Below are 23,466 nucleotides of genomic sequence, written 5' to 3'. Positions count from 1 at the left end.
GTTCATTCGTGCGGATAAGGCGTGCCGTCCTTGTGCAGGAACCGGCCGCTGGAAGCCGGGCTCATCATGTCGACGTCGGAGCAGGTGATGAGGTCATCGGGCGAGCGCGAGCCGACTTCGAGGTAGACGGCCGTCGCATCGGACCGGTTGATCATGTGATGGCCGTTGCCGCTTCCCTTCGGGAAAGCGGCGCAGTCGCCGGCGTTGAGCACGGTGTCGCCCTCGTCCTCGACAAGCGTCAGCTCGCCTTCGAGCACATAGACGAACTCGTCCTCATGAGAATGCCAGTGCCGCTGGCTCGACCAGCCGCCCGGCGGCAGACGCATCAGGTTGACGCCGAAATCGGAGAGGCCACCGGCATTGCCGAGCCGCTTGCGGATGCGATCGGCGCAAGGGCCGGCGAAGGGCGCGGGATAGCCGGAGCCCTTGCGCGCCGGGACAGCAGCGATGTCGATCTTGGGCATGTAAATGTTCCGTTCAAATCAGCGCATCGCGCGCAGCGGACCGGTGACCGGCGCCATGATCGGCGTCCGTTTGTACGTGATGCAATGAGGCTTTCGGGATGATGACAGGATGCCAGTGTTTTGCCCGACGTGTCAAATTTCGGCCTGGCATCGCGAGTTCCCGATCATGCAATTTGGCCGCCCCGTAAGTCATTGATCCCGCGGGGGCTGGCTACTGTGCATGGGGTTGTTTTCGACATTTTTCTTGGCGGGCCGCAAAAGCCTGCTACGAAAAATGACGCGAGCCTGTCGGTCTCCGGCGTTTCCATTCGTCTTCCACCCAGACAGACCTGACGGGAGACCCAAATGAACGCTTCCTCCTATCGCTGGGTGATCGTTGCCGCGGGCGGCTTGCTCGGCTGCGTCGCGATCGGCGGCATGTTTTCGCTGCCGGTGTTCCTCCAGCCGATCGCCAAGGACACCGGCTGGTCGGTGACCGGCATTTCCAGCGCGATGACGATCGGCTTCCTGGCGATGGCCTTCACCAGCATGGCCTGGGGCACTGCGACCGACAGATTCGGACCGCTGCCGGTGGTGCTGACGGGATCGACCGTGCTGTCGCTCAGCCTGTTCGCCGCAAGTCATGCGACCTCGCTGCTGGCGTTCCAGGTCATGTTCGGCCTTCTGGTCGGCGCCTCCTGCGCGGCGATCTTCGCGCCGATGATGGCGACCGTCACCGGCTGGTTCGACACCCATCGCAGCCTGGCTGTGTCGCTGGTGTCGGCCGGCATGGGCATGGCGCCGATGACGATGGCGCCGCTCGCGGCCTGGCTCGTCTCCGGCCACGACTGGCGCACCTCGATGCAGATCGTGGCGCTGGTGGTCGGCGCCATCATGATCCCGGTCTCGTTCCTGGTGCGACGCCCGCACGCGCTCGCGCATGCCGCGGCCGCGCCTGCGGGCGAGAGCGTGCTGCAAGGGGAGATGTCGCTGGGCGAGGCGCTGCGTTCGCCGCAATTCATGATCCTGCTCGCCACCAACTTCTTCTGCTGCGCCACCCATTCCGGCCCGATCATCCACACCGTCAGCTATGCCGTGAGCTGCGGCATCCCGCTGATCGCGGCGGTGACGATCTACAGCATCGAGGGCTTTGCCGGCATGGGCGGCCGTATCGCCTTCGGGCTGCTCGGCGATCGTTTCGGCGCCAAGCGCGTGCTGGTGACGGGGCTGCTGTTGCAGGCGTTCGGCGCGCTCGCCTATGTCTTCGCGCAGCAGCTCGCGACGTTCTACGCTGTCGGCGCCGTCTTCGGCTTCATCTATGCCGGCACCATGCCGCTCTATGCCGTGCTGGTGCGCGAAAACTTTCCGCTGCGCATGATGGGCACGGTGATCGGCGGCACCGCGATGGCCGGCAGCCTCGGCATGGCGACCGGCCCGCTCGCCGGCGGCCTGATCTACGACGCGTTCTCCAGCTACGCCTGGCTCTACATCGCCTCCTGGGCGATGGGCCTCGGCGCCTTCCTGATGGCGATGAATTTCAGGCCATTCGCCAAGCCGCAAGGCGAGGCGGCTGCGGCGGCGGCGGCGTGAATGCGACCATCGAGGCGCAGCGTCAGAGCTGCGCCTCGATCGCCGCCTTGTCCACCACCGACCACACTTGCCAAATCTTTCGCGCGCGGAATTCGTAAGACACGTTCTCGCTGAAGGACACGCGTTTGCCGTTGACGGCAAGCCCAAGGAATGTCCCGACCGGCGAACAGTCGAATATCAACCGGGCAGCGATGTTGGGCGGATCGCATATCAGCAGCCCGATGTTGAACTGCAGATCCGGAATCTCGCGAAAGTCGTTCTCCAGCATCGCGCGATAGCCCGACAGCCCGAGCGGCCGTGCGTTGTGGCTGGCGTCATCGCTCACGAACTGTCCGAGCGCCGGCCAATCCTGCCGGTTCAGGCAGGCGATGTAGTCGCGGTAAATGCCGGCGAGGTCGTCTCTGGTCATATCGAAGCTCCCAAGGCTTCGATGATAACGCGGAAGAGGGGAAGTTGGCTCAGCTCAAAGCCGTTTCTCGAAGAACAGATCCGGGTAGGGATCATCGTTGAAACGCGGGATCTCGCGCCAGCCCGTGGTGCGGTAGAGCTGGCCGGCCTCGGCGAGCGCGCTGTTGGTGTCGAGCCGCAGCAGCGTGATGCCGAGGTCACGTGCGGCATTCTCGGCCGCATCCATCAGGCGCCGGCCGAGCCGCAATCCGCGCGCTGCAGGGGCAACCCAGAGACGCTTGATCTCGGCATAGCCGTGATCCGTTCCCTTCAGTCCGACGCAGCCGATCGGCAGCGTGTCGGACATCGCGACGACGAAGGTCCCGCGCGGGCGGCGCATGTCCTTGGCGTCAGGATCGCGCGACAGCGAGACGTCAAAACCCTGCTTGAAGCGGCGGCCGAGCTCGGAATAGTACTCGCGCAGGCAATAGCGTGCTTCTTCGCTCCGCGGATCCATCTCCTCCAGCGCGACGCGCTCGCGCGTCAATGCGGAGGCGATCAGGTCCATCGCCGCCAGCAGCGCGTCGCGCTGCGAATGCTGCACCAGGAAGCCTTCGGCCTGCGTATTCGACAGCGCCTCGTAGGCTGCGAACTCGCGCCGTCCCGCACGGGTCAACGTCGCGACACGGCGGCGCGCATCGTCCTCATGCGTCGTGGTCTCGACCAGCCCTTCGTCCTCGAGGCTGCGGAGCAGCCGGCTCATCAATCCGGAATCGAGCCCGAGATAGTCGCGGATCTCCGCCACGTCCGAGCGCCCATGTCCGATCGCATTGAGCACGCGCGCCGCCCCGAGCGGCCGGCCGCGCCCGAGGAACGAGGTGTCGAGTGCGCCGACGGCGGAGGTGACGGCGCGATTGAAGCGGCGGACGCGGGAGACGGGATCGAGCATGATATCTGACTTTAGTCAGATATTGTGTGCTGGTCAATCGAGACGGCCGGTCTCACTTCACCAGCGTCAGCAGCGGCTTGTCCTTGGCGACGATATAGGTCGCAAGCTCGCTCGCTTTGTCGCTGCCGACGTTCTTCGCCGCATGCACCGTTCCGGCCGGAATGAACAGCACGTCGCCTGCCCTAAGCGTCACCGGGGGCTTGCCCTCGACGTCGTATTCGATGGCGCCCGTCAGCACATAGATAATCTCCTCGCCTGGATGCGTGTGCCGGCCGAACGCAACTCCGGGCGCGAGGTCGACGCGAACCTGGACCGCCTCGCGACCGGCCGCGCTGAGATCATGGCGCTGGAGGTCGGTGCGCGTGACGCCGGCCGGCTGGGCTGCCGCCGGCAGGGTGAGAAGGTTGGTGGCGAGCACGGCGGCGCTCGCAAGCACGCGCAGGGTTCGTAATGGATAGGGGCTCATGGTCGGCTCCTGATGTTGGCTTGATGGCGGGTCAGACGAGGGTGGTGGTCACCTCGATGTTGCCGTGGACGGCCTTGGAGTAGGGGCAGATGCCGTGCGCCGCCTCGATCAGCTCCTGGGCGACCGTGCGATCGACGCCGGGAACGCTGACGTCGAGACGAGCCCGCAGGAAGAAGGCGCCGTTGGCGTTGCTCAGGTCGATCGTGGTGTCGACCGACGGCTCGCTCGGCAGCTTGACCTTGCGCTGGGCGGCGGCGAGGCCGAGCGCGCCGAGGTAGCAAGCCGACCAGGCGGCGGCGAACAGGTTTTCGGCAGCCGGGTGCGGCTGCGCCAGCTTGATATCGAGAGAGCCGTCGTTCGCGTGCGCGGCGCCGTCGGGGCCGGACGTGACGCGGGTCTTGCCGGTGAAGAGAAGCTTTGCAGCGGTGGTCATGGCAGATCCTTTCGGGTTTGATTTGTACCGCATCCGATCTAATCGGATGCGCGTTGAAATAAACCCGTCGCTCCGCCCGGTCAAGATCTTCCGATTTAATCGGATGCGATTTATATTGACCCTGAGATCACGAATTGCGGAGGTTCACGTGTCCCGTCCCGCCAAAGCCGCCGGCAAAGGCCGAAAACTGTCGAATTTCCTGTGCTTTGCCGTCTATTCGGCCAATCTGGCCTTCGGCCGCGCGTACAAGCCATTGCTGGACAAGGTCGGGCTGACATACACCCAGTACATCGCCATGGTGGCGCTGTTGGACGAGGACGAGCAGACCGTCAGCGCGCTCGGCGACAAGCTGTTCCTGGAATCCAACACGCTGACGCCGATCCTGAAGAAGCTCGAGCAGATCGGTTACATCAAGCGCCACCGCGATCCCGCCGACGAGCGGCAGGTGCGGGTGAGCCTGACGCCGGGCGGCCGAAAACTGATCGAACAGGATCTCGGCGAGTCCGTGATCGAGGCGACCGGCCTCGGCGATGATTTTCCGGTGGTGCAGAAGACGGTGAGCCGCTTGCGGGACAATCTGCTGCGCGCGACCGAAGCGGCCGGAGAGAAGAAGCGCTGAGCGGGCAGTGCCTTCCCGTTGGAAAAGTCGGAGGCGGCGTCCGCCTCCGACATAATCGCGAAGGAAAAGCGCGCGGCTCTAGTTGCAGACGGTGCGCGGAATCATCCAGGTCGCAAAAGTTTGCCAGAACCCGTCTTCGCGACGGCGCTGGTAGGCGACGAAGTCGTCGTCATCATCATCATGCACGAGTTCATAGCGATAAGTTTTGGCTGCAGTGGTGTTGGGCTTGCTCATGGAGCACTCCATCTCGAAAGGGCTTTGCTTCGAGTTAGGTGCGGTGCAGCACAACTCCAATGGGAGTACGATGATCAGCGCATCACGTTGTGGAGAGTGCTCAGTTCAGCCCGAGCGCCATGCGCGATTTGCGCGTGAGCTTTGCGACGATCAGGGCATGGGCCTGCGCCAGATAGGCGGTGAGTTCCGCATCGGGAAGTGCGTTGTTGCTGGCGAGCTGCACCCATTTGGCGCGCGCCAGATAGGGCGCCGGTCGTGCCACGCCGTGCTCGATCAGCATCGCATAGGCCATGTCCGAGACCTTGAACATGTAGCCGCCGGAGCCCGCGGCAAAGCCGCCGCCGAGCGCGAACATCTTGCCACCGACCTTGAACACGGAGGTGCCTTCCCACTGCACCACCTTGGTGGCCGCGGGCAGGCGCAGGCAGCGGGCTTCGAATGTCTTGGGTGTCATGCGCTCGCACTTGAGACGAAAGGCCCGCAATTATGGCAACATGCGTCTTCCAACCAGGGATGAACTGCCATGTCGCGCGTTTCGATCAAGACCAGGGACGATCTGCCGGAGGCGCTGAGGCCGTTGTGGGACAAGATGACGACCTACGGCGCGTTCGAGAACCAGGCCGGTGTCATGGCCCACCGCCTGCCGATCTTCAAGCATATGTGGTCGCTGCTGGTCGATCTTGCTGAAGAAGGCAATGTCTCGAAGCGCCACCTGGAGCTCGCGCTGGTCGCGGTCTCGCTGCTCAACAAATGCGACTATTGCGTCTCGCACCACGCGCCAAAGCTGGCGGTGCAGGGCGTGTCGGAGGAGGGCGCCGCGCGCCTCATCGATTACAAGGACCATCCCGAGCTCGATGAGCTCGACAAGCTCGTCGTCGAATATTCCATCGCCGTCACCAACAACTGGAACAAGACCCGCGATGAGATCTTCGCCCGCCTGCGCGCGCATTTCTCGGAAGCCCAGATTGTCGAGCTGACCTGGCGCATCGCGCTCTGCGGCGCCTTCAACCGCTTCAACGACATCCTTCAGCTCGAGGTCGAGCAGGGCGTTCCCCACAGCGAAGCCGCGGAGTAATCGGCCGCCGGCGGTGCTGGTCCCCCGAGCCGGGACCGGCGCCAAGGCGCCCGATCACAGATTTGTGGGTTGCGGGCGTTCTATCGCAAGTTATATCGTACGATATGTTTTACAAAAGGACGTACGATATGCACCACGGACGAGACCACAAAGACTTCCACTTCGGGCATTTCGCCCATTTCGTCATGGGCCGGCACGGCGGCGGGCGACGCTTCGGCCGCGGCGGGCACGGCTTCTTCGGGCGCGGCCCGGGTGGCGACTTCCCTGGCGCAAGGCGGCTGTCCTCGCAGGACCTCCAGCTCGTGATCCTGGCGTTGCTCGCCGAAAAGCCGGCTCATGGGTACGAGCTGATCAAGATCATCGAGGAGCGCTCCGATGGCTTCTACACGCCGAGCCCGGGCGTGATCTATCCGGCGCTGACCTATCTGGAAGAGGTCGGCCACAGCAGCGTCGAGCAGGACGGCGGTCGAAAGCTCTACAGCATCACGCCGCAGGGCGAGGCGCATCTCGCCGAGAACCGCGCCACTGCGGATGCGATCCTGCAAGCGCTGTCGCGGATCGGGCGCCGCATGGACGAGGTGCGCGAGGCCTTTGCCGGCGTCGGCGATCTCGATGCCGACGCCTCCGACGAATTGCACCGTGCCCGCCACAACCTCAAGCGCGCGCTGCGTTCCAGGCATGGCAGCGACTCCGCCGAGGCGCGCCGCATCGCGGCGATCCTGGATCGTGCTGCAGCGGAAATCCTCGGCAAATAACTGAGAGGCGAAGCAACACATGAATGATCGGCCCCACAGCCCGATTCAAGACCCACGCGTCAACGCCGTCCTCGCGCGCCTCCAAGGCGCGCGGCAGCGGCCGGCCGGCGGAGGGCCGCGCGGCTCCTTCAACAGCCGTGATCCCCACGCCTATGCCGAGCAGGGCTTTTCGATCCATCCCGAGCAAGGCGAATTGATCTACCTGTTGTGTCGCGGCCTGCGCGCCACGCGTGTGGCGGAGTTCGCGACCTCGGTCGGCATGTCCACGCTCTATTTCGCGGCCGCTATCCGCGACAATGGCGGCGGCGCCGTGATCGGTTCGGAGATCGTGCCGGCCAAGGTCGAGACCGCCAAACGCAATCTCGCCGAGGCCGGCCTTGCCGACTATGCCGAGATCCGCGAGGGCGATGCGCGAAAGACCTTGCGCGATCTCGGCGGCCCCGTCGATTTCGTCCTGATCGACGGCTGGCCGGGCGAGGGCGGTCCTTCGCTGGCACGCGAGGTGATCGAGATCGTCGCGACGCAGCTCCTGGTCGGCGGCTACGTCATGAACGACAATGCCGAGCCCGACTATCTCGATTTCATCCGCGATCCCAAAAACGGTTTCGTCTCGATGACGCTGCCGCTCAAGGGCGGCACCGAGCTCAGCCTGAAGGTGGCGTGACGGTCTCGCTGGCGCGATAGGCATCGGGAACGACGAACACCTCGTCGGCACGGCCATAGCCGCCGTCGCACACTTCCTCGATCAGCACCATCGTGTGCAGCCGCGCCGCCTCGCCAAAATAGTGGACGAACAGCGCGGTGAGGTTATGCACGATCTCGGCCTTCTGGCTGCGCGAGAGCGCGGCCTGGGGAATCTTGATATTGGCGAAAGGCATGATGGGTCTCTCCGTGTGATGCATCGTGGCTGGCATTGTTCGAGAATGCCCGATCGCCGCGACCGGATAATCGCGAAAAACTTGTCATCACTTGTCGGCTGTGGTGAACAATCGGCCATGGACCGATTTGACGCCATGCGCCTGTTCGTCCGCCTCGTCGAACGGCAGAGTTTTACGGCTGCGGCGGCCGATCTCGGCATTCCCCGCTCGACGGCGAGCGAGGTTTTGCGCGGGCTCGAGGCGCGGCTGGGCGCGCGCCTGCTCGAACGCACGACACGGCATGTCACGCCGACGCTCGACGGCGAGGACTATTATCGCCGCTGCGTCGCCATCCTCGCGGAGGTCGAGGAAGCCGAAACCACGATGCGCGATGCGCGACCGCGTGGCTTGCTGCGCATCGACGCACATCCTTTGCTGACCCGCACTTTCATCTTGCCGCACCTGCCGGAATTCCTGGCGCGCTATCCGCAGCTCGACTTGCAGATCGGGCAGGGCGACCGTCTGGTCGATCTCGTGCGCGAGGGCATCGATTGCGTGATCCGGTCGGGAGAGCCCGAGGACAGCGGGATGATTTTGCGCCGTCTCGGCACGGTCGAGGAAATCACCGTGGCGAGCCCGACCTATCTTGCGAGCCACGGCGCGCCCGCGACGCCGGATACGCTCGACGGGCATCAGATGGTCGCGTTCATCTCCTCGCGTACCGGCGATGTGCTGCCGCTGGAGTTTTCCGTCGCCGGCGGCTTGCGCAATGTCGTGCTGCCGAGCCGGGTTCGCGTCAACAATTCCGACACCATGGCCGATCTCGCGCGGCTCGGCTTCGGCCTCACGCAGGCGCCCCGCTATCGCTTCGCGGCGGATCTGGCCAGTGGTGCGCTGGTCGAGGTGCTGGCCGACTATCCGCCGTCGCCGACGCCGCTCTCCGCGCTCTATCCGCAAAACCGCCAGCTCGCGCTCCGCTTGCGCGTCTTCCTCGATTGGATATCAGGCATTTTTGCCGAGGCGAAGCTGTAAGGAGGCGTCGGTTGGCTTGCGCCGGATCTTAATCGTAGCCCGGATGGAGCGAAGCGCAAGCCGGGGCCTCTCGATCCGCGGGCGCGCCCCCGGATTACGCTTCGCTCCATCCGGGCTACGAGGCGAGTTGGTGAACGCAGCTTTTCCTCTTGCCTCGTCATTGCGAGCGCAGCGAAACAATCCAGAAGTCCGTCTGAGGAGACAGTCTGGATTGCTTCGTCGCAAGGGCTCCTCGCATGACGATGTTGGAGGCGTCGCACGCCTCTTTGTGAGTTGTGCTGTAGCCGCGAGCGGCTACCATGTGACCGCTCCCGACCACGGGACGCACAGCGAGCGGAGGCGACATGGAACGCAAGGCAAAAGGATCGGACCTGTTTGTCGCGGCGCTGGAGAACGAGGGCGTCGATCGCATCTTCGGTATCCCCGGAGAGGAAAATCTCGACCTCGTCGAATCACTGCGCACCTCCAAAATCGAGCTGGTCCTGACCCGTCACGAGCAGGCCGCGGCCTTCATGGCCGCCACGCACGGTCGGCTGACCGGCAAGCCGGGAGTGTGTCTCTCGACACTCGGCCCGGGCGCGCTCAACCTGTCCACGGGCGCCGCCTATGCCCATCTCGGTGCGATGCCGATGATTTTGATCACAGGCCAGAAGCCGATCATGAGCAGCCGGCAGGCGCGCTTCCAGATCGTGGACGTGGTTGCGACCATGAAGCCGCTGACGAAGCTCTCCCGGCAGATCATCAGCGCCTCCAGCATTCCGACCGTGGTGCGCGATGCCTTTCGCGTAGCGATGGAGGAACGGCCGGGGCCGGTGCATCTCGAGCTGCCCGAGGACATCGCGGGCGATGAAGTGCCGGCGGTCCCCGTGATCCCGGTCCATCCGATTGAAATTCCGGTCGCGCATCGCGCCGCGCTCGACCGCGCAGCCGAGATGATCCTGGCCGCAAGGCGTCCATTGGTGATGATGGGCGCTGCGACCAGCCGGCCGCGCTCGACCCACGGCATCTCCAGCTTCGTGCGGCGAACCGGCATTCCGTTTTTCACGACACAGATGGGGAAGGGCACGGTGCCCGGCGGCACCAATCTCTACATGGGCACGGCGGCGCTATCCGAGCGCGACTACGTCCATGACGCGATCGACGCGGCCGATCTGATCGTGGCGATCGGCCACGACCCGATCGAGAAGCCGCCCTTCATCATGGGGCCGTCGGGACCGAAGGTCATTCACGTCAGCTACACGCCAGCCAGCGTCGAGCTGGTCTATTTCCCCGATGCCGAGGTCGTCGGCGACGTCGGACCGAGCCTGGAGCTGCTCGCCGACCGGCTCGAAGGCAAGCTGCCGCAGGCGGCGGCGCTGTTGCCGTTGCGCGAGGAGATCCTCACGCACATCGCCGACCGCGCCACCGAGGCGCGCTGGCCGCCGACGCCGCAGCGCATCGTGCACGACATTCGCCAGGTGATCCCGGAGAATGGCATCGTCGCGCTCGACAACGGCATGTACAAGATCTGGTTCGCGCGCAACTACCGGACCCGCGTCGCCAACACGCTGCTGCTCGACAATGCGCTGGCGACGATGGGCGCCGGCCTGCCGTCGGCCATGATGGCCGCGATGCTCTATCCCGAGCGCCGCGTGCTCGCGGTCGCCGGCGACGGCGGCTTCATGATGAACAGCCAGGAGATGGAGACCGCCGTCCGCCTCAAGCTCAATTTGGTCGTGCTGGTGCTCGAGGACAACGCCTACGGCATGATCCGCTGGAAGCAGGCCGTCGATCACTTCGCCGATTACGGCATGACCTTTGGCAATCCCGATTTTGTCCTTTACGCGAAGGCCTACGGTGCCAAGGGACATCGCATCGACAGCATCGACAGCTTCGGCCCGACGCTCGATGCGGCCTTCAAGGAGGGCGGCGTGCATCTGGTCGTGATTCCGATCGACTATTCGGAGAATGTGCGCGTGCTGGTCGACGAGCTGCGGGCGCATGAGAAGTCGAAACTGTGATGTGATCGATGCTCTCGCTACACCCGTCATTGCGAGGAGCGTAGCGACGAAGCAATCCAGAGTCGTTCCACGGAGGCAGTCTGGATTGCTTCGCTGCGCTCGCAATGACGGAGTTCGTGGCGAGGCCGCAGCCCATATGACAACCGTACTTGTGTCGCGCACCCAGATCCCCGACACTCTTAATCACCCAACCAACCACAGGAATAAGACATGACTCGCGTTCGCTGTATCACCGAGATGGGCATGGGCGTCGACGTTCACGGCAGGGACGCCACCAAGGCGGCGAAGCGCGCGGTGTCGGATGCCATTAGGCATTCGAGCCTCGGCTTCTTCCGGATGATTGGGAAGACCGCGAACGATATGTTCGTCGACGTCACGATTGCGGTGCCCAACCCTGAGGCGGTGGACAAGGAAGCCGTTGCGATGGAGCTGCCCTACGGCACCGTGACGGTGACTGCGGTCAAGGGCGGGCTGGAGATTCCCTCGGCCACGGAAGTGGCCAACGACCCTATCCTCATCGCCAATGCGGCTGTCATCGTCAGCTTCGACAAGGACTAGGCCGGTGTCGGACAGCGATTTGGCGTTGCTGGATCATCCGATCTGGAGTGCGCTGACGACGAGCCAGAAGCATCTCGCGGAGGGCGGCCCGCGCGCGCTGCGCTATCCCCTCGATATGACGCCGTTTGCCGACATGGTCGACATGTCTGCGGCCAGCTTTGCGGCGCTCGGTGATCTCCTGGCAGGCTCGCAGGTTGCCGCGCTGTTCACGCCGGAGCCGGTCGACGTTCCCGCCGGCTTCAAGGTCGTGCTCGCCGAGACCGGCGAGCAGATGATCGGCTCGCCGGCCGACAGCCCACTTCGCGATGCCGAAATCGTCACGCTCGGCGCGGCCGACGTCGCCGCCATGATGGCGCTGACGGAGCTGACCAAGCCGGGCCCATTCGCGTTGCGCACCCATGAGCTAGGCACGTTTCTCGGCATCCGCGTTGGTAGAGAATTGGTCGCGATGACGGGCGAGCGGATGAAGCCGGGAAAGTTCGTCGAGATGACGGCCGTCTGCGTGCATCCGGACTATCGTGGGCGCGGCTACGCGCAGGCGCTGCTCGCGGCGGTCGCGCCCGGATCGAGGCGCGCGGCGAAATTCCGTTCCTGCACGTCTTCTCGAACAATACATCGGCGATCGCACTGTATCAGCGGCAGGGCATGCGCATCCGCCGCCGCCTGTATGTGACGGTGCTGGCGAAGCAGGGATGAGCTGCGCTATCCGGACGGGCTTCATATCCGGCCAATTCGCGCTATATCCTTTGCCAACCATAATTTGGGGAAACACATGGACGCCAGAACACCTGATTTTTCCGCCGCGCGGACGGCGATGCAGCGCTACGTCGATCAGGAGATCATTCCATGTGTGTCCTGGGCGGTGCTGCGGGGGCGCGATATCGTCGATCAGCACTGCGTCGGCTTCGCCGATCGCGAGGCAAAAGCCGCGCTGCGGCCCGACCACATTTTTCGCGCCTATTCCAACACCAAGATCTTCGTGACGTGCTCGATCATGCTGCTGGTCGAGGAGGGTCGCATCGGGCTTGATGATCCCGTCGAGAAATTCCTGCCGCAGCTCGGCAATCGCAAGGTGCTGAAGCAGGGTGCCTCGAGCCTTGCCGATGTCGAGCCGGCGAAGAGCCCGATCACGATCCGCCAGCTTCTGACCCACAGCTCGGGCCTCAGCTACGGCATTTTCGATCCCGGCACGGTGCTGTTCAAAGGCTATAACGAGGCGCGCGTGCTCAACCCGCTCACGCCGCTGACCGACATGATCGACAAGCTCGCCGATCTGCCGCTGTCCTATCATCCCGGTACGGGCTGGGAATACTCGGTCGCGACCGACGTGCTCGGCCGCGTGGTCGAGGTCGTCTCCGGCCACGCGCTCGACACCTTCCTCAAGGCGCGCATCTTCGATCGCCTCGGCATGGTCGATACCGGCTTCTCAGTGCCCGAGGCGCAGCAGGGCAGGCTGGTTGTGCTCTACACCGGCGCCGACGTGCTCGATCCGATGAAGCCGGGTCTGACGCGGGCCGACAATCTACCTTATCCGCAAGCCTATCGGCGGCCGTTTCCGCGGCTCTCGGGCGGCGGCGGTCTGGTGTCGACCTTGCCCGACATGCTCGCGCTGGTACGCGCGCTGCTACCCGGTTCGGATGCGCTGCTGAAGCCGGACACGCTGCGGCAGATGATGACCAACCAGTTGCCCGCGGGCCAGACCATCCGGTTTGCCAATCTCGGGCCGATTCCCGGCAAGGGCTTTGGTCTCGGCGGCGCCGTCACCTTTGCGCCGACGCCGTTCGATCCCCCGAATTCGACCGGCGAATTCCAGTGGGGTGGGCTTGCCGGCACCCATTGGTGGATTTGCCCGCAGGCCAACACCGCCGGCGTGCTGATGGCGCAGCGCCATATGGGCTTCTGGAATCCCTTCTTCTTCGAGTTCAAGCGCCTGGCCTATCAGGCGGTTGGAGGCTGATCGCGAAAAAATTGCCGGCGGCCGCGAATCCCTTCCGGCCTTCGCGCCCTCTTGATGGTCGAGGCATTTTGCTTCGGCTCATTTCGGAGGATGTGATGGCAATCTACAGGAAGAATATCGGCGGTCTGCATCAGGCGGTGCGGGTTGCGCTCGGAATTGCGGTTGCGGTTGCCGCATTCGTGTATCTCACCGGCGTCGCGGCGTGGCTGGTGGCGCTCGGGGGCGCAGGATTCGCACTGACGGGGCTCGTCGGCTATTGCCCGATGTGCGCGATGGCCGGGATCGGACGAGGAGGCGTGTCGTGAGTGCGGCGGCGATCTCGCTAGACCTGTTCGAGGCGGCACGGCTCGGCGATCCCCAGGCGATCGCGTCTCTGCTCGAGACGGCGCAGCCGGATATCCGCCGCTACGCACGCGCCACCTGCCGTAGCTCCGCGGATGCCGAGGATGCAACCCAGGAGGCGCTGTGGATCCTGTTCCGCCGTGTCGGCACGATCCGCTCGCTGGTCGCGCTTTCCGCGTGGCTGTTCAGCGTGGTCCGCCGCGAATGTCTGCGGCTCGCGCGCAAGGCGGGCTTCGCGCCATCGATCGACGACGGCGAGGCGGAGGCTCTGCTGCTGTCGCGATCCGAAGCCGATCTGCGGCTTGATGTGGCGGCTGCGTTTGAAGCGTTGCCAGCGCACTATCGCGATGTCGCGCTGATGCGCGACGTCAAGGAAATGACCATCGACGAAATCGCCGTCGCGCTCGGTGCGTCCAGGCAGACCGTGAAGGCGCGCCTGCATCGTGCCCGCGCCCTGATGCGCGAATATCTGACGAGGTGAGACATGACCGATTATCAAACGCCTGACGATCTGAAGTCTGTCCCCGCTTTCGTGGCGCTGGCGCCGGTCGAGGCCAACGCGTTCCTTGCGTTCAACCACGCGGTCGAGCGCAAGGACGGATTGATCCCGCCGAAATATCGCGAGCTGATCTCGCTCGCGGTCGCGCTCACCACGCAATGTGCCTATTGCCTCGACGTGCATACGGCGCAGGCAGCGAAGGCCGGTGCGACGCGGGAAGAAGTCGCCGAAGCGGCATTGATCGCCGCCGCCGTGCGCGCCGGCGGCACGCTCGGCCATGCGCTGCTGGCGCAGCGCTTGTTCGAGCGGCATCGCGGCGAGAGGGAAGCATAGATGTCTGGTCGACGTCGGGACGCATGATTTGCCAAGCTATCTCGGTCTCGATGGATTTCGCTTCGGCTGGGTAGCCGCCTGGATCGACGAGCGCGGCGATCATGGCTTCGACTATTCACCGGGCCTGAGGCGTTTGCTCGCGTTGCCACACGCGCGTGCGATGATCGACATGCCGATCGGATTGAATCCGAGCGGCTATCGCTTGTGCGACTTGCGCGCCCGCGAGCTGGTCGGCCCCGCCGTGTTTCTCGGCGCGCGCCGCGATCTCTGGACATTTCCCGACATGGCGGCAGCCAATCGCCACTATTGGGAGCGGGAAGGCGAGGGCAGGGGCGTGTCGGCGCAGCTCTGGAACATCAGGGACAAGATCAGGGACGTCGACGAGATCATGACGCCGGCGCGGCAGGCGACAATTGGCGAAGCGCATCCGGAATTGATTTTCTGGAATTTTGCAGGGCGAGTCCGTCTCCCGAAGAAGACGTCGGCGCAAGGTCGCGAGCAGCGCATCTCGTTGCTGGCGCAACGCGGCTTCACGCGCTTGGAGACATGGCTGACGCAGCGTCATGGCACCGGAATCGGCCGCGACGATCTCATCGATGCCTGTGCCTGCGCGGTCGCGGCCCGCGACAGCACAGAGTGTGTCGGCGGCGAAGAGATCGATCCGCGCGGACTGCGGATGGAGATCAATTATTGAGGTCGCAGCCTGGCGCGTCTCGATTCGGGATAAAGTGGTAATTTATTTGAGGCGTGCAGGAACTGTCGACGGTCGGCCCGCGTTCCCCGTGCGAACCGATGACGGAGAAGCTCGTGCGATGAAGGATGCTAGTCAGTTCGCGACCGCGATGCTCGCGCTCGTTTTCACCGGAGCGCTGCTGGTCACCGGGCAGCTTTTCATCGAGCAACGCGCGCACCGCGATATCGCGTACGCCGCCAAGCATCTGCTGCGGCCCTTGTAGTCCGGCTTCGATGCATGATCATTGCTCGGCCTTGCGCCGTTCGACGGCTCGCCTAGATTAGGCGGCATCTCACGAACGAAGCCGAGGTCCCGATGCCTGATCTGTCCGCCTTTCCCATCACCAAGCGCTGGCCTGCCAGGCATCCGGAACTGCTTCAGCTCTATTCGCTGCCGACGCCGAACGGCGTCAAGGTGTCGATCATGCTGGAGGAGATCGGTCTGCCTTACGAGGTCCACCTCGTGGACTTCGGTAAGGACGACCAGAAGACAGCGGAATTCCTCTCGCTCAATCCGAACGGCAAGATTCCGGCGATCCTCGATCCCAACGGTCCGGGCGGCCGGCCGCTTCCGCTGTTCGAGTCCGGGGCGATCCTGCAATACCTCGCCGAGAAGACCGGCAGGCTGCTGCCGGAGGACGCCGCGCGCCGCTACCAGGCCATCCAGTGGTTGCATTTCCAGATGGGCGGCATCGGGCCGATGTTCGGCCAGGTCGGCTTCTTCCACAAATTCGCCGGCAAGGATTTCGAGGACAAGCGGCCGCTCGACCGCTATGCCGGCGAGGCCAAGCGTTTGCTCGGCGTGATGGAGACGCATCTTTCCGGACGGCAGTGGTTCATGGATGACGACTACACCATCGCCGACATCTCCATGCTCGGCTGGGTACGCAATCTCATCGGCTTCTACGGCGCCGGCGATCTCGTCGAGTTCAGCCAGTTCAAGTCGGTCGGTGCCTGGCTCGAACGGGGGCTGGCGCGTCCTGCCGTGGAGCGCGGGCTGAACATTCCGAAGCGGCCGTAGATCAGGTCAGCGCCTTATGCGTCATGTAGAGCGCCATCACCGAGATGAGGGCGATCATGACCCTGTGCAGCACCGCTTTGCTGACGCCATTGGCCGCGCGTGCGCCGAGATCGGTGCCGATCCAGAGGCCGGCGAGAATCCCGATGATGGCCGGCCAGCCGACCATGAGCCCCTTGCTCCAGTAGATCCAGGCCGCCGGAATGTTGGTCGGGATGACCGAGAAGATGAGGCTGACGAGTTGCGCCTGGTGCTGCGGGACGCGTAGGCCCGCGGCGAGGCCGACGGTGATCGCGAGCCCGCCGCCGATGCCCATGAAGCCGGAGGAAAACCCGGCAAGCGCGCCGATGAGGAGCAGGGGGAGCCAAGGCAGTTCGTCCCGGTCAACGGTCGCGTGGCTCCCGTCCTTGCGGTCACGGCGCAGGATCAGAAGGGCGATCAGCGCGACGAGATAGACGACGTAGGTCCATTGCAGCACCGAGTCGGAGACCGCCGCCGCGGCGTAGCCGCCGCCCGCACCGCCGACGAGAAATCCGAGGCCGATCCAGGCGATCCATTGCAGCGGGCTGCGATTGCCGCCCTGCCAGTAGCGGCGTACGCCGGCGAGGCCAGTGGGCGGAACCTGCGTGATCAGCGACGTCCCCTGGGCGACATGCTGCTCCGCGCCGAGCAGCAGCACGGTGAAGATGACGAGCCCGCCGCCCGGGCTCGTTCCCATGAAGCCCGATGTCAGCCCGCCGACGAGACCGACGCCGATGCCTGCGAGGAGATCGTGGATCCAGGACATCGCTTACGTCCTGGTTCGCCGCTTGATGTCGGGTCTGGTCGTGCGAAATCCTTCGATCACGCCGCGGACGGCCATCATGCAGGCCTCGATGTCAAAATCCTCGCCCCAGCATTTCTGCAGCACGAAGCCCTGGAAGATCGCGATGAGCACGCGCGCGATCGCATCGGCGCCGAGGTCGCGCTTGATCAGGCCGTCATGCTGGCCGCGCTCGACCAGCGCCACGATCAGCGCGCGCGGCATGTCGATGCCTTCGACGACGCTGGTGCGGACGCGGCGGTTGCGCAGGGCCTCCGCCCAGCCATGGATGCCGACGCGACGCCGCGCTTCGCCGGCGGGATCGGTGAGCCATTGCGCGTAGACGCGGATCAGCGCGTGAAGTCCTTCGATCGGATCGCCCGATCCCTGCGCCACCGAGTTGAGCACGGCCTCGCGACGATGCCGGTCGTCGGCGAGCGCCTCGATCAAATCGTCCTTGCTCTGGAAGTAGAGATAGACCGCGCCATGGCTCAAGCCCGACCGTTTGACGATGTCGGCCATGCCGGTCTGGTGGAAGCCTTGCTCGGCGAAGCAGGCGAGGGCCGCTTCGAGGATCTGCTGCCGCCTTCCTTCGCGTTGCTTGTCGCTGATCTTGGGCATTTTGGCCGTCCATAAATAACTGACAGATCGGTCGTTTTGACCATTTGCCTGATACGGCTCCTACAAAGCCGGGCGTTAATAAAAAACGATCAGTCAGTCATTTTTATTATCAAAGGCGATTCTGGTCAAGTCCTGACGGTCAGGGAACAGGAGGATCAAACCATTGCCGGGGGGCTGTGGCGGAGGTGATGGCGACCCGGCCGGCAATCGCGCGGCTAGAACAGCCGTCCGCCGTTCGGCACAGGCTTGCTCGGCTGCACCAGCACGACCTTGCCCTCGGCATCGGGGAAGCCGAGCGTCAACACCTCCGAGACAACCGGGCCGATCTGGCGCGGCGGGAAGTTGACGACGGCCGCGACCTGCTGCCCCACCAGCGTCTCGAGCGGATGATTTTCGGTGATCTGGGCCGAGCTCTTGCGCACGCCGATCGCAGGGCCGAAGTCGATCCACAGCCGCCAGGCCGGCTTGCGCGCCTCCGGGAACGGTTTTGCATCGACGATGGTGCCGACGCGGATATCGACCGCGAGAAAGGTGTTGAAGTCGATGGTTGGCGACACGGCCGCGGCGGGATCGTGAGTGACGTGCATTGATGTGTCCGTTCGGAGAGCGAGGTTCGTTCGCAATGTTGTCGCGCGAACCGGAGTTTCGTACAACGCTGCAGTCATCCAACGACGCATGCGCGAGGAAGGTCTTGCCCAACATCATCTACGGTATCAAGAACTGCGACACCATGAAGAAGGCGCGTGCCTGGCTCGACGCCCATGGCGTGGCCTACGGGTTCCACGACTACAAGGCGGCGGGCGTCGAGAAGGACAAGCTGAAGCAGTGGAGCGACAAGACTGGCTGGGAGACGCTGCTCAATCGCGCCGGCACGACCTTCAAGAAGCTGCCGGATTCCGACAAGGAAGGCCTCACCGAGAAGAAGGCGCTGGCGCTGATGCTAGCGCAACCATCGATGATCAAGCGGCCGGTGCTCGAACTCGGCGGCAAGCTTCTGGTCGGCTTCAAGCCGGACATCTATGCCAAGGAAGTCAAGGCCAAGTAGGTCGGCGCCAAATCGCGCTAAGCGCTAGTTCAGTTCGACGATCTCGGTGGTGACGCCGGGCTGGTCGGCGAACTCGACGACGTCGGCCGCAGCGATCCGGCCGGGAGCGCGATGGAAGAGATCGCGGTCGATCACCGCGCGCAGTTTCGGGCGCGGCAGCGCGTCATTTCCGCGCATCAGATTCTTGATCTCGAAGCCGCCGTCCTCGCAGAACGTCTTGAGCGAGGCGATGACGTGGCAGACCTTGCCGTCGGTCTGGAACGGCAGCAGCAGCCGTTCATAGGCAACTACGCGGCCATAGACGTCGTCGACGTCGGCCACGCTGTAGACCGGAAGGCCGCGCGCCACGCATTCATGATAGATCGGCATCACGAAGGGTGCGAGGCGCGGCCCGATATAGTCGTCGAGCAGAACGCCCTTGCCGGTATGTCCATAGGCGCGCGAGATGCGCGTACCTTCGCTCTGGATGATGAGGCGCGGCACCGGTGCAGAAATGTCCACCGTATAATAGATCAGATCGGACAGCTCTTCCTCGAGCCGCGCGGGCTGATACTCCCAGATCGCCGGCACCATCTGCCCGCGCGCATAAAGTCGCAGCCACGTGTTCAGGAGATCACGCTGCCTGATCGACTTGACGACGGAAGAAGCGGCGCTCGCGAAATCCAAGGCAAACTCCAAGACAATATTCCCGACGCATAAAACCCGCGCATGATCCATGCGGCGGGAAAATTTTCTATGAAGGCTGGCGCGCGGGATGAAAGACCGTTAACGACGGCTTGATGACCGGTGCCTTGCGAACCGGGAGGCCGGGCAGGCGACATCAAAACACGTCCGACTAAGGGAGCATAAGCCTCCCGGCCGGAGACCTGATCTGCTCAGCTTTCCACCTTGCCTAACCCCCGTCACCTCCGGCATATTCCGCGCCCGGAGGCGACGTTCCGGGACAGGCTCCAAGGCCCCCGGAAAGCCGAAGTAGCTAAGGACAGCCACGCGTATTGTGCGGGCAGGGGGAAATCTGTTTGGCCGATGAGTTCATTCTCGAAACGGAAGGCTTGACCAAGGAGTTCGCGGGCTTCTTCGCCGTCCGCGACGTTGCGCTCAAGGTTCGCCGTGGGAGCATTCACGCGTTGATCGGCCCGAACGGGGCGGGCAAGACAACGTGCTTCAATCTTTTGACCAAGTTCCTCAAACCGTCCGCCGGCAAAATTCTGTACAAGGGGCAGGACATCACGGCGATGGCGCCGGCCGACGTGGCACGCCTGGGACTGGTGCGATCATTCCAGATCTCGGCGGTATTTCCGCATCTCACCGCGCTGGAAAACGTTCGCGTCGCACTCCAGCGCCAGCACGGCAGCTCCTTCGATTTCTGGCGCTCCAAGTCCGTGCTCAACCGCTTCAACGATCGCGCGCGTGAACTGTTGAACGATGTCGGCCTCAGCGAGTTTGCCAATACGCCCGCGGTCGAGATGCCCTATGGACGCAAGCGCGCACTGGAGATCGCAACCACGCTCGCGCTCGACCCGGAGATGATGCTGCTGGACGAGCCGATGGCGGGCATGGGCCACGAGGACATCGACAAGATCGCGGCGCTGATCAAGCGCATCTCGGCGAAATATACCATCCTGATGGTCGAGCATAATCTGAGCGTCGTCGCCAATCTCTCCGACATCATCACCGTGCTGACCCGTGGGCAGGTGCTGGCGCAAGGCCACTACAGCGAGCTCACCAAGGACGAGCGCGTCAAGGAAGCCTATCTGGGAGCCGGTCATGCCTGAGACTGCAATCGCGGACGCTCCCGCAAAAGCCGCAACCGGCGGCAACATCCTCCAGGTCCGCAACCTGGAAGCATGGTACGGCGAGTCCCACATCCTGCACGGGATCAATTTCGACGTGAACGCGGGCGAGGTGGTCACGCTGCTCGGCCGCAACGGCGCCGGCAAGACGACGACGCTGAAGTCGATCATGGGCATCATCGGCAAGCGGACCGGCTCGGTGAAGTTCAACAATCAGGAGATCATCCGCGCGACCTCCGACAAGATCGCGCGGATGGGCATCGCGTTCTGCCCGGAGGAACGCGGCATTTTCTCCAGTCTCGATGTGCGGGAGAATTTGTTGCTGCCGCCGGTGGTTCGCCCGGGCGGATTGCCGCTCGAGCAGATCTTCGATCTGTTTCCGAATCTGAAAGAACGTCTCAACAGCCAGGGCACCAAGCTGTCCGGCGGTGAGCAGCAGATGCTCGCGATCGCGCGCATCCTGCGAACCGGCGCGAGCTTCCTGATGCTGGACGAGCCGACCGAAGGTCTTGCGCCTGTCATCATCCAGCAGATCGGCCACACCATTGCGCGGCTCAAGAAGGAGGGTTTTACCATCCTCCTGGTCGAGCAGAACTTCCGGTTCGCATCCACCGTCGCCGACCGCTATTACGTGGTCGAACACGGCAAGATCATTGACGGATTTTCCAACGCGGAGCTTGCCGCCAACATGGACAAGCTCCACACCTATCTCGGCGTCTAAGACGGCCAAGCGTCAAACGGCCACGAGAAAATTCACGAGGGAAGTAGCATGAAAAAGTCGATTGCGTCGTTTCTGCTCGGCACGGCGTTGGCCGTCACAACGGCTGGCGTAGCCTTTGCGCAGGACAAGTCCGTCAAGATCGGTGCGCTGTCCGATCAGTCCGGCCTCTATGCCGACCTCGGCGGTCCCGGCTCGACGCTCGCCGCCCAGATGGCCGTCGATGATTCCGGCCTTGCGGCGAAGGGCTGGAAGATCGACATCATCTCCGGCGATCACCAGAATAAGCCCGACATCGGCACCGCGATCGCGCGGCAGTGGTTCGACGTCGAGAAAGTCGACGTCATCGTCGACGTGCCGAACTCCGGCGTGGCGCTTGCCGTCAACAACGTCGTCAAGGAAAAGAACGGCGTCTACATCAACTCGGGCGCGGCGACCTCGGATCTGACCAACGCGCAGTGCTCGCCCAATACCGTGCACTGGACCTACGACACCTACATGCTGGCCCACACCACGGGCCAGGCTCTGGTGAAGGCCGGTGGCGACAGCTGGTTCTTCCTGACCGCGGACTACGCCTTCGGTGCGGCGCTCGAGCGCGATACCACGGCCGTGGTCACCGCCAACGGCGGCAAGGTCGTCGGCGGCGTCAAGCATCCGCTCAACACGCCGGACTTCTCGTCCTTCCTGCTTCAGGCGCAGGCGTCCAAGGCCAAGATCATCGGCCTCGCCAACGCCGGCGGTGACACCACCAACTCGATCAAGCAGGCGGCCGAGTTCGGCATCGTCAAGGGCGGCCAGAAGCTCGCGGCGTTGCTGCTATTCCTCACCGACGTCAAGGCGATCGGGCTTGAGACCGCGCAGGGCCTCAACTTCACCGAGACCTTCTACTGGGACATGAACGACCAGACCCGGGCGTTCTCCAAGCGCTTCGCCGCGAAGATGAAGAACAATGCCCCGCCCACCATGGTGCAGGCCGGCGTCTATGCGGGCGTACGTCACTATCTCAAGACGCTGGAAACGCTCGGCGGCAATCCCCATGACGGCGTCAAGGTCGTCGAGAAGATGAAGTCGATTCCGACCGAGGACGACCTGTTCGGCAAGGGCGAGATCCAGCCGAACGGCCGCACCATCCACAATGCCTATCTGTTCGAGGTGAAGAAGCCCTCGGAGTCCAAGGGGCCGTGGGACTTCTACAAGCTGGTCGGCACCGTGTCGGGTGACCAGGCTTTCACGCCGCTCTCCGAGAGCAAGTGCGCGCTCTTGAAGAAGTAAGATGACCGCCCGCAGGCCATCAGGCCTGCGGGCGATTTTCAGGGAACGCCGAAGGGACCGGGTGCGGGATCGATGCAGGCTCTTTACGCTCAGCTACTGGTGGGATTGATCAACGGCTCGTTCTACGCGCTGCTCAGTCTCGGGCTTGCCGTGATCTTCGGCATGCTCAACATCATCAATTTCGCCCACGGCGCGCTCTACATGATGGGCGCGTTCGTTGCCTATTTCCTGCTGAGCCTCGGCGGCATCAACTACTGGTGGGCGCTGCTGATCGCGCCTGTTATCGTCGGCATCTTCGGCATGATCCTGGAACGGACCATGCTGCAATGGCTGACCGGGCTCGACCACCTCTACGGTCTGCTCCTGACCTTCGGCATCGCGCTGATCGTGCAGGGTGTGTTCCAGAACTATTTCGGCTCCTCCGGTCTGCCTTATGCCATTCCGGACCAGCTCAAGGGCGGCATGAATCTCGGCTTCATGTTCCTGCCGATCTATCGCGGCTGGGTCGTCATCTTCTCGCTGGTGGTATGTATCGCCACCTGGTTCCTGATCGAGAAGACCCGGCTCGGTGCCTACCTGCGCGCCGCCACTGAAAATCCGACACTGGTCCGCGCCTTCGGCATCAACGTGCCGCGCATGATCACGCTGACCTACGGTCTTGGCGTTGGCCTTGCGGCGCTCGCGGGCGTGCTCTCGGCACCGATCAACCAGGTGCGGCCGTTGATGGGCGCCGACCTCATCATCGTCGTGTTCGCGGTGGTCGTGATCGGCGGCATGGGATCGATCATGGGCTCCATCATCACCGGCTTTGCGCTCGGTGTGATCGAGGGCCTGACCAAGTATTTCTACCCCGAGGCCTCCAACACCGTCGTGTTCGTGCTGATGGTGCTGGTGCTCTTGGTGAAGCCAACGGGATTGACGGGAAGGGCGGCCTGA

Annotated in this window: 31 protein-coding genes and 1 pseudogene; 20 read left to right on the top strand and 12 right to left on the bottom strand. The window is 63.9% G+C overall.

Annotation, left to right across the window (positions count from 1 at the left end; translation table 11 throughout):
• Positions 1-2: 2 nt before the first annotated feature.
• Positions 3-464 (bottom strand): cupin domain-containing protein, encoded by a 462-nt coding sequence (locus tag AC5ZFO_RS18435; RefSeq protein WP_282522188.1) that lies wholly within the window; start codon positions 462-464, stop codon positions 3-5.
• A 345-nt stretch (positions 465-809) separates the two neighbouring features.
• Here AC5ZFO_RS18435 and AC5ZFO_RS18430 point away from each other — a divergent pair, with 345 nt between their 5' ends.
• Complete coding sequence (locus AC5ZFO_RS18430; protein ID WP_496122286.1) at positions 810-2,033, top strand: MFS transporter; 1,224 nt, start codon at positions 810-812, stop codon at positions 2,031-2,033.
• A gap of 22 nt (positions 2,034-2,055) precedes the next feature.
• On the opposite strand, the gene AC5ZFO_RS18425 is transcribed toward AC5ZFO_RS18430, so the two are convergent.
• From AC5ZFO_RS18425 to AC5ZFO_RS18410, 4 genes are read right to left on the bottom strand one after another with little or no spacing between them, the layout of a single operon-like run.
• The gene (locus AC5ZFO_RS18425) at positions 2,056-2,442 is read right to left on the bottom strand and encodes an ester cyclase (RefSeq protein ID WP_282522190.1); all 387 of its coding nucleotides are present in this window, start codon (positions 2,440-2,442) and stop codon (positions 2,056-2,058) included.
• A 54-nt stretch (positions 2,443-2,496) separates the two neighbouring features.
• On the bottom strand, positions 2,497-3,369 hold the full coding sequence (locus tag AC5ZFO_RS18420; RefSeq protein WP_282522191.1) for a bifunctional helix-turn-helix transcriptional regulator/GNAT family N-acetyltransferase: 873 nt from the start codon (positions 3,367-3,369) through the stop codon (positions 2,497-2,499).
• Positions 3,370-3,421: 52 nt separating this feature from the next.
• Positions 3,422-3,835, bottom strand: coding sequence for a cupin domain-containing protein (locus tag AC5ZFO_RS18415; protein ID WP_496122285.1), 414 nt, complete (start codon positions 3,833-3,835; stop codon positions 3,422-3,424).
• A gap of 31 nt (positions 3,836-3,866) precedes the next feature.
• The gene (locus AC5ZFO_RS18410; RefSeq protein ID WP_282522193.1) at positions 3,867-4,268 is read right to left on the bottom strand and encodes an Ohr family peroxiredoxin; all 402 of its coding nucleotides are present in this window, start codon (positions 4,266-4,268) and stop codon (positions 3,867-3,869) included.
• Between the two features lie 148 nt (positions 4,269-4,416).
• On the opposite strand from AC5ZFO_RS18410, the gene AC5ZFO_RS18405 reads away from it, so the two are divergent.
• Positions 4,417-4,887, top strand: a complete 471-nt coding sequence (locus AC5ZFO_RS18405; RefSeq protein ID WP_282522194.1) for a MarR family winged helix-turn-helix transcriptional regulator — start codon at positions 4,417-4,419, stop codon at positions 4,885-4,887.
• 78 nt (positions 4,888-4,965) lie between these two features.
• Here the strand turns inward: AC5ZFO_RS18405 and AC5ZFO_RS18400 are convergent, their stop codons facing one another.
• Positions 4,966-5,121: a hypothetical protein gene (locus tag AC5ZFO_RS18400; RefSeq protein WP_282522195.1), complete on the bottom strand. Its 156-nt coding sequence runs from the start codon at positions 5,119-5,121 to the stop codon at positions 4,966-4,968.
• A 100-nt stretch (positions 5,122-5,221) separates the two neighbouring features.
• Positions 5,222-5,575, bottom strand: a complete 354-nt coding sequence (locus tag AC5ZFO_RS18395; RefSeq protein ID WP_282522196.1) for an MmcQ/YjbR family DNA-binding protein — start codon at positions 5,573-5,575, stop codon at positions 5,222-5,224.
• 69 nt (positions 5,576-5,644) lie between these two features.
• Here AC5ZFO_RS18395 and AC5ZFO_RS18390 point away from each other — a divergent pair, with 69 nt between their 5' ends.
• The 3 genes from AC5ZFO_RS18390 (at position 5,645) to AC5ZFO_RS18380 (ending at position 7,615) form a co-directional block, all read left to right on the top strand.
• Positions 5,645-6,196 (top strand): carboxymuconolactone decarboxylase family protein, encoded by a 552-nt coding sequence (locus tag AC5ZFO_RS18390; protein ID WP_282522197.1) that lies wholly within the window; start codon positions 5,645-5,647, stop codon positions 6,194-6,196.
• A 128-nt stretch (positions 6,197-6,324) separates the two neighbouring features.
• Entirely contained in the window at positions 6,325-6,951 is a 627-nt protein-coding gene (locus tag AC5ZFO_RS18385; RefSeq protein WP_282522198.1) for a PadR family transcriptional regulator, read from the top strand.
• A gap of 19 nt (positions 6,952-6,970) precedes the next feature.
• On the top strand, positions 6,971-7,615 hold the full coding sequence (locus tag AC5ZFO_RS18380; RefSeq protein WP_282522199.1) for an O-methyltransferase: 645 nt from the start codon (positions 6,971-6,973) through the stop codon (positions 7,613-7,615).
• Here the strand turns inward: AC5ZFO_RS18380 and AC5ZFO_RS18375 are convergent.
• Positions 7,596-7,829, bottom strand: coding sequence for a tautomerase family protein (locus tag AC5ZFO_RS18375; protein WP_282522200.1), 234 nt, complete (start codon positions 7,827-7,829; stop codon positions 7,596-7,598). The two genes, AC5ZFO_RS18380 and AC5ZFO_RS18375, sit on opposite strands and share 20 nt — an antisense overlap.
• Before the next feature lie 117 nt (positions 7,830-7,946).
• Here AC5ZFO_RS18375 and AC5ZFO_RS18370 point away from each other — a divergent pair, with 117 nt between their 5' ends.
• The 10 genes and pseudogenes from AC5ZFO_RS18370 (at position 7,947) to AC5ZFO_RS18325 (ending at position 16,282) form a co-directional block, all read left to right on the top strand.
• Complete coding sequence (locus AC5ZFO_RS18370; protein ID WP_282522201.1) at positions 7,947-8,840, top strand: LysR family transcriptional regulator; 894 nt, start codon at positions 7,947-7,949, stop codon at positions 8,838-8,840.
• Positions 8,841-9,184: 344 nt separating this feature from the next.
• Entirely contained in the window at positions 9,185-10,840 is a 1,656-nt protein-coding gene (locus tag AC5ZFO_RS18365; protein WP_282522202.1) for an acetolactate synthase large subunit, read from the top strand.
• Positions 10,841-11,050: 210 nt separating this feature from the next.
• Positions 11,051-11,398 carry a Lin0512 family protein gene (locus AC5ZFO_RS18360; RefSeq protein ID WP_282522203.1) on the top strand — a complete coding sequence of 116 codons (348 nt, stop codon included), beginning with the start codon at positions 11,051-11,053 and terminating at the stop codon, positions 11,396-11,398.
• 4 nt (positions 11,399-11,402) lie between these two features.
• Positions 11,403-12,094, top strand: a pseudogene (locus tag AC5ZFO_RS18355) (GNAT family N-acetyltransferase).
• A gap of 76 nt (positions 12,095-12,170) precedes the next feature.
• Positions 12,171-13,355, top strand: coding sequence for a serine hydrolase domain-containing protein (locus tag AC5ZFO_RS18350; protein WP_282522205.1), 1,185 nt, complete (start codon positions 12,171-12,173; stop codon positions 13,353-13,355).
• Positions 13,356-13,450: 95 nt separating this feature from the next.
• Positions 13,451-13,660, top strand: a complete 210-nt coding sequence (locus tag AC5ZFO_RS18345) for a YgaP family membrane protein (protein ID WP_282522206.1) — start codon at positions 13,451-13,453, stop codon at positions 13,658-13,660.
• A complete protein-coding gene (locus tag AC5ZFO_RS18340) occupies positions 13,657-14,178 on the top strand; it encodes an RNA polymerase sigma factor (RefSeq protein ID WP_282522207.1) in 522 nt (173 codons plus the stop codon). Before AC5ZFO_RS18345 ends, AC5ZFO_RS18340 begins: the two co-directional genes overlap by 4 nt.
• A 3-nt stretch (positions 14,179-14,181) precedes the next feature.
• Entirely contained in the window at positions 14,182-14,529 is a 348-nt protein-coding gene (locus tag AC5ZFO_RS18335) for a carboxymuconolactone decarboxylase family protein (RefSeq protein ID WP_282522208.1), read from the top strand.
• Positions 14,530-14,557: 28 nt separating this feature from the next.
• The gene (locus tag AC5ZFO_RS18330) at positions 14,558-15,223 is read left to right on the top strand and encodes a DUF429 domain-containing protein (protein WP_282522209.1); all 666 of its coding nucleotides are present in this window, start codon (positions 14,558-14,560) and stop codon (positions 15,221-15,223) included.
• A gap of 354 nt (positions 15,224-15,577) precedes the next feature.
• Positions 15,578-16,282: a glutathione S-transferase family protein gene (locus AC5ZFO_RS18325; protein ID WP_282522211.1), complete on the top strand. Its 705-nt coding sequence runs from the start codon at positions 15,578-15,580 to the stop codon at positions 16,280-16,282.
• A 1-nt stretch (position 16,283) separates the two neighbouring features.
• On the opposite strand, the gene AC5ZFO_RS18320 is transcribed toward AC5ZFO_RS18325, so the two are convergent.
• The 3 genes from AC5ZFO_RS18320 to AC5ZFO_RS18310 all read right to left on the bottom strand — a co-directional run bounded on the left by AC5ZFO_RS18320 (position 16,284) and on the right by AC5ZFO_RS18310 (position 18,289).
• Positions 16,284-17,066: a sulfite exporter TauE/SafE family protein gene (locus AC5ZFO_RS18320; RefSeq protein ID WP_282522212.1), complete on the bottom strand. Its 783-nt coding sequence runs from the start codon at positions 17,064-17,066 to the stop codon at positions 16,284-16,286.
• Between the two features lie 3 nt (positions 17,067-17,069).
• The gene (locus AC5ZFO_RS18315) at positions 17,070-17,702 is read right to left on the bottom strand and encodes a TetR/AcrR family transcriptional regulator (protein ID WP_282522213.1); all 633 of its coding nucleotides are present in this window, start codon (positions 17,700-17,702) and stop codon (positions 17,070-17,072) included.
• Between the two features lie 215 nt (positions 17,703-17,917).
• A complete protein-coding gene (locus AC5ZFO_RS18310; protein ID WP_282522214.1) occupies positions 17,918-18,289 on the bottom strand; it encodes a tRNA-binding protein in 372 nt (123 codons plus the stop codon).
• Between the two features lie 104 nt (positions 18,290-18,393).
• Here AC5ZFO_RS18310 and AC5ZFO_RS18305 point away from each other — a divergent pair, with 104 nt between their 5' ends.
• A complete protein-coding gene (locus AC5ZFO_RS18305) occupies positions 18,394-18,747 on the top strand; it encodes an ArsC family reductase (RefSeq protein ID WP_282522215.1) in 354 nt (117 codons plus the stop codon).
• Positions 18,748-18,771: 24 nt separating this feature from the next.
• Here AC5ZFO_RS18305 and AC5ZFO_RS18300 read toward each other — a convergent pair whose 3' ends face one another.
• Positions 18,772-19,464, bottom strand: coding sequence for a PAS domain-containing protein (locus AC5ZFO_RS18300; RefSeq protein WP_282522216.1), 693 nt, complete (start codon positions 19,462-19,464; stop codon positions 18,772-18,774).
• 302 nt (positions 19,465-19,766) lie between these two features.
• Here AC5ZFO_RS18300 and AC5ZFO_RS18295 point away from each other — a divergent pair, with 302 nt between their 5' ends.
• The 4 genes from AC5ZFO_RS18295 to AC5ZFO_RS18280 all read left to right on the top strand — a co-directional run bounded on the left by AC5ZFO_RS18295 (position 19,767) and on the right by AC5ZFO_RS18280 (position 23,466).
• Positions 19,767-20,522, top strand: coding sequence for an ABC transporter ATP-binding protein (locus AC5ZFO_RS18295; RefSeq protein WP_014495850.1), 756 nt, complete (start codon positions 19,767-19,769; stop codon positions 20,520-20,522).
• Positions 20,515-21,261, top strand: coding sequence for an ABC transporter ATP-binding protein (locus AC5ZFO_RS18290; RefSeq protein ID WP_282522217.1), 747 nt, complete (start codon positions 20,515-20,517; stop codon positions 21,259-21,261). The genes AC5ZFO_RS18295 and AC5ZFO_RS18290 overlap by 8 nt, the downstream gene beginning before the upstream one ends.
• 48 nt (positions 21,262-21,309) lie before the next feature.
• Entirely contained in the window at positions 21,310-22,530 is a 1,221-nt protein-coding gene (locus tag AC5ZFO_RS18285) for an ABC transporter substrate-binding protein (RefSeq protein ID WP_282522218.1), read from the top strand.
• A 72-nt stretch (positions 22,531-22,602) separates the two neighbouring features.
• Entirely contained in the window at positions 22,603-23,466 is an 864-nt protein-coding gene (locus tag AC5ZFO_RS18280) for a branched-chain amino acid ABC transporter permease (protein WP_282522219.1), read from the top strand.

The sequence above is a fragment of the Bradyrhizobium sp. Unk1 genome (assembly GCF_059512345.1).
Note: the sequence above shows the minus strand (reverse complement) of the source record. Positions and strands in the feature narration are given on the sequence as shown.

Coding starts and splice junctions, on each gene's coding strand:
- AC5ZFO_RS18435 (WP_282522188.1), bottom strand. CDS start 464: ATGCCCAAGATCGACATCGCTGCTGTCCCGGCGCGCAAGGGCTCCGGC.
- AC5ZFO_RS18430 (WP_496122286.1), top strand. CDS start 810: ATGAACGCTTCCTCCTATCGCTGGGTGATCGTTGCCGCGGGCGGCTTG.
- AC5ZFO_RS18425 (WP_282522190.1), bottom strand. CDS start 2,442: ATGACCAGAGACGACCTCGCCGGCATTTACCGCGACTACATCGCCTGC.
- AC5ZFO_RS18420 (WP_282522191.1), bottom strand. CDS start 3,369: ATGCTCGATCCCGTCTCCCGCGTCCGCCGCTTCAATCGCGCCGTCACC.
- AC5ZFO_RS18415 (WP_496122285.1), bottom strand. CDS start 3,835: ATGAGCCCCTATCCATTACGAACCCTGCGCGTGCTTGCGAGCGCCGCC.
- AC5ZFO_RS18410 (WP_282522193.1), bottom strand. CDS start 4,268: ATGACCACCGCTGCAAAGCTTCTCTTCACCGGCAAGACCCGCGTCACG.
- AC5ZFO_RS18400 (WP_282522195.1), bottom strand. CDS start 5,121: ATGAGCAAGCCCAACACCACTGCAGCCAAAACTTATCGCTATGAACTC.
- AC5ZFO_RS18395 (WP_282522196.1), bottom strand. CDS start 5,575: ATGACACCCAAGACATTCGAAGCCCGCTGCCTGCGCCTGCCCGCGGCC.
- AC5ZFO_RS18390 (WP_282522197.1), top strand. CDS start 5,645: ATGTCGCGCGTTTCGATCAAGACCAGGGACGATCTGCCGGAGGCGCTG.
- AC5ZFO_RS18385 (WP_282522198.1), top strand. CDS start 6,325: ATGCACCACGGACGAGACCACAAAGACTTCCACTTCGGGCATTTCGCC.
- AC5ZFO_RS18380 (WP_282522199.1), top strand. CDS start 6,971: ATGAATGATCGGCCCCACAGCCCGATTCAAGACCCACGCGTCAACGCC.
- AC5ZFO_RS18375 (WP_282522200.1), bottom strand. CDS start 7,829: ATGCCTTTCGCCAATATCAAGATTCCCCAGGCCGCGCTCTCGCGCAGC.
- AC5ZFO_RS18370 (WP_282522201.1), top strand. CDS start 7,947: ATGGACCGATTTGACGCCATGCGCCTGTTCGTCCGCCTCGTCGAACGG.
- AC5ZFO_RS18365 (WP_282522202.1), top strand. CDS start 9,185: ATGGAACGCAAGGCAAAAGGATCGGACCTGTTTGTCGCGGCGCTGGAG.
- AC5ZFO_RS18360 (WP_282522203.1), top strand. CDS start 11,051: ATGACTCGCGTTCGCTGTATCACCGAGATGGGCATGGGCGTCGACGTT.
- AC5ZFO_RS18350 (WP_282522205.1), top strand. CDS start 12,171: ATGGACGCCAGAACACCTGATTTTTCCGCCGCGCGGACGGCGATGCAG.
- AC5ZFO_RS18345 (WP_282522206.1), top strand. CDS start 13,451: ATGGCAATCTACAGGAAGAATATCGGCGGTCTGCATCAGGCGGTGCGG.
- AC5ZFO_RS18335 (WP_282522208.1), top strand. CDS start 14,182: ATGACCGATTATCAAACGCCTGACGATCTGAAGTCTGTCCCCGCTTTC.
- AC5ZFO_RS18325 (WP_282522211.1), top strand. CDS start 15,578: ATGCCTGATCTGTCCGCCTTTCCCATCACCAAGCGCTGGCCTGCCAGG.
- AC5ZFO_RS18320 (WP_282522212.1), bottom strand. CDS start 17,066: ATGTCCTGGATCCACGATCTCCTCGCAGGCATCGGCGTCGGTCTCGTC.
- AC5ZFO_RS18315 (WP_282522213.1), bottom strand. CDS start 17,702: ATGCCCAAGATCAGCGACAAGCAACGCGAAGGAAGGCGGCAGCAGATC.
- AC5ZFO_RS18310 (WP_282522214.1), bottom strand. CDS start 18,289: ATGCACGTCACTCACGATCCCGCCGCGGCCGTGTCGCCAACCATCGAC.
- AC5ZFO_RS18300 (WP_282522216.1), bottom strand. CDS start 19,464: ATGGATCATGCGCGGGTTTTATGCGTCGGGAATATTGTCTTGGAGTTT.
- AC5ZFO_RS18290 (WP_282522217.1), top strand. CDS start 20,515: ATGCCTGAGACTGCAATCGCGGACGCTCCCGCAAAAGCCGCAACCGGC.
- AC5ZFO_RS18285 (WP_282522218.1), top strand. CDS start 21,310: ATGAAAAAGTCGATTGCGTCGTTTCTGCTCGGCACGGCGTTGGCCGTC.
- AC5ZFO_RS18280 (WP_282522219.1), top strand. CDS start 22,603: ATGCAGGCTCTTTACGCTCAGCTACTGGTGGGATTGATCAACGGCTCG.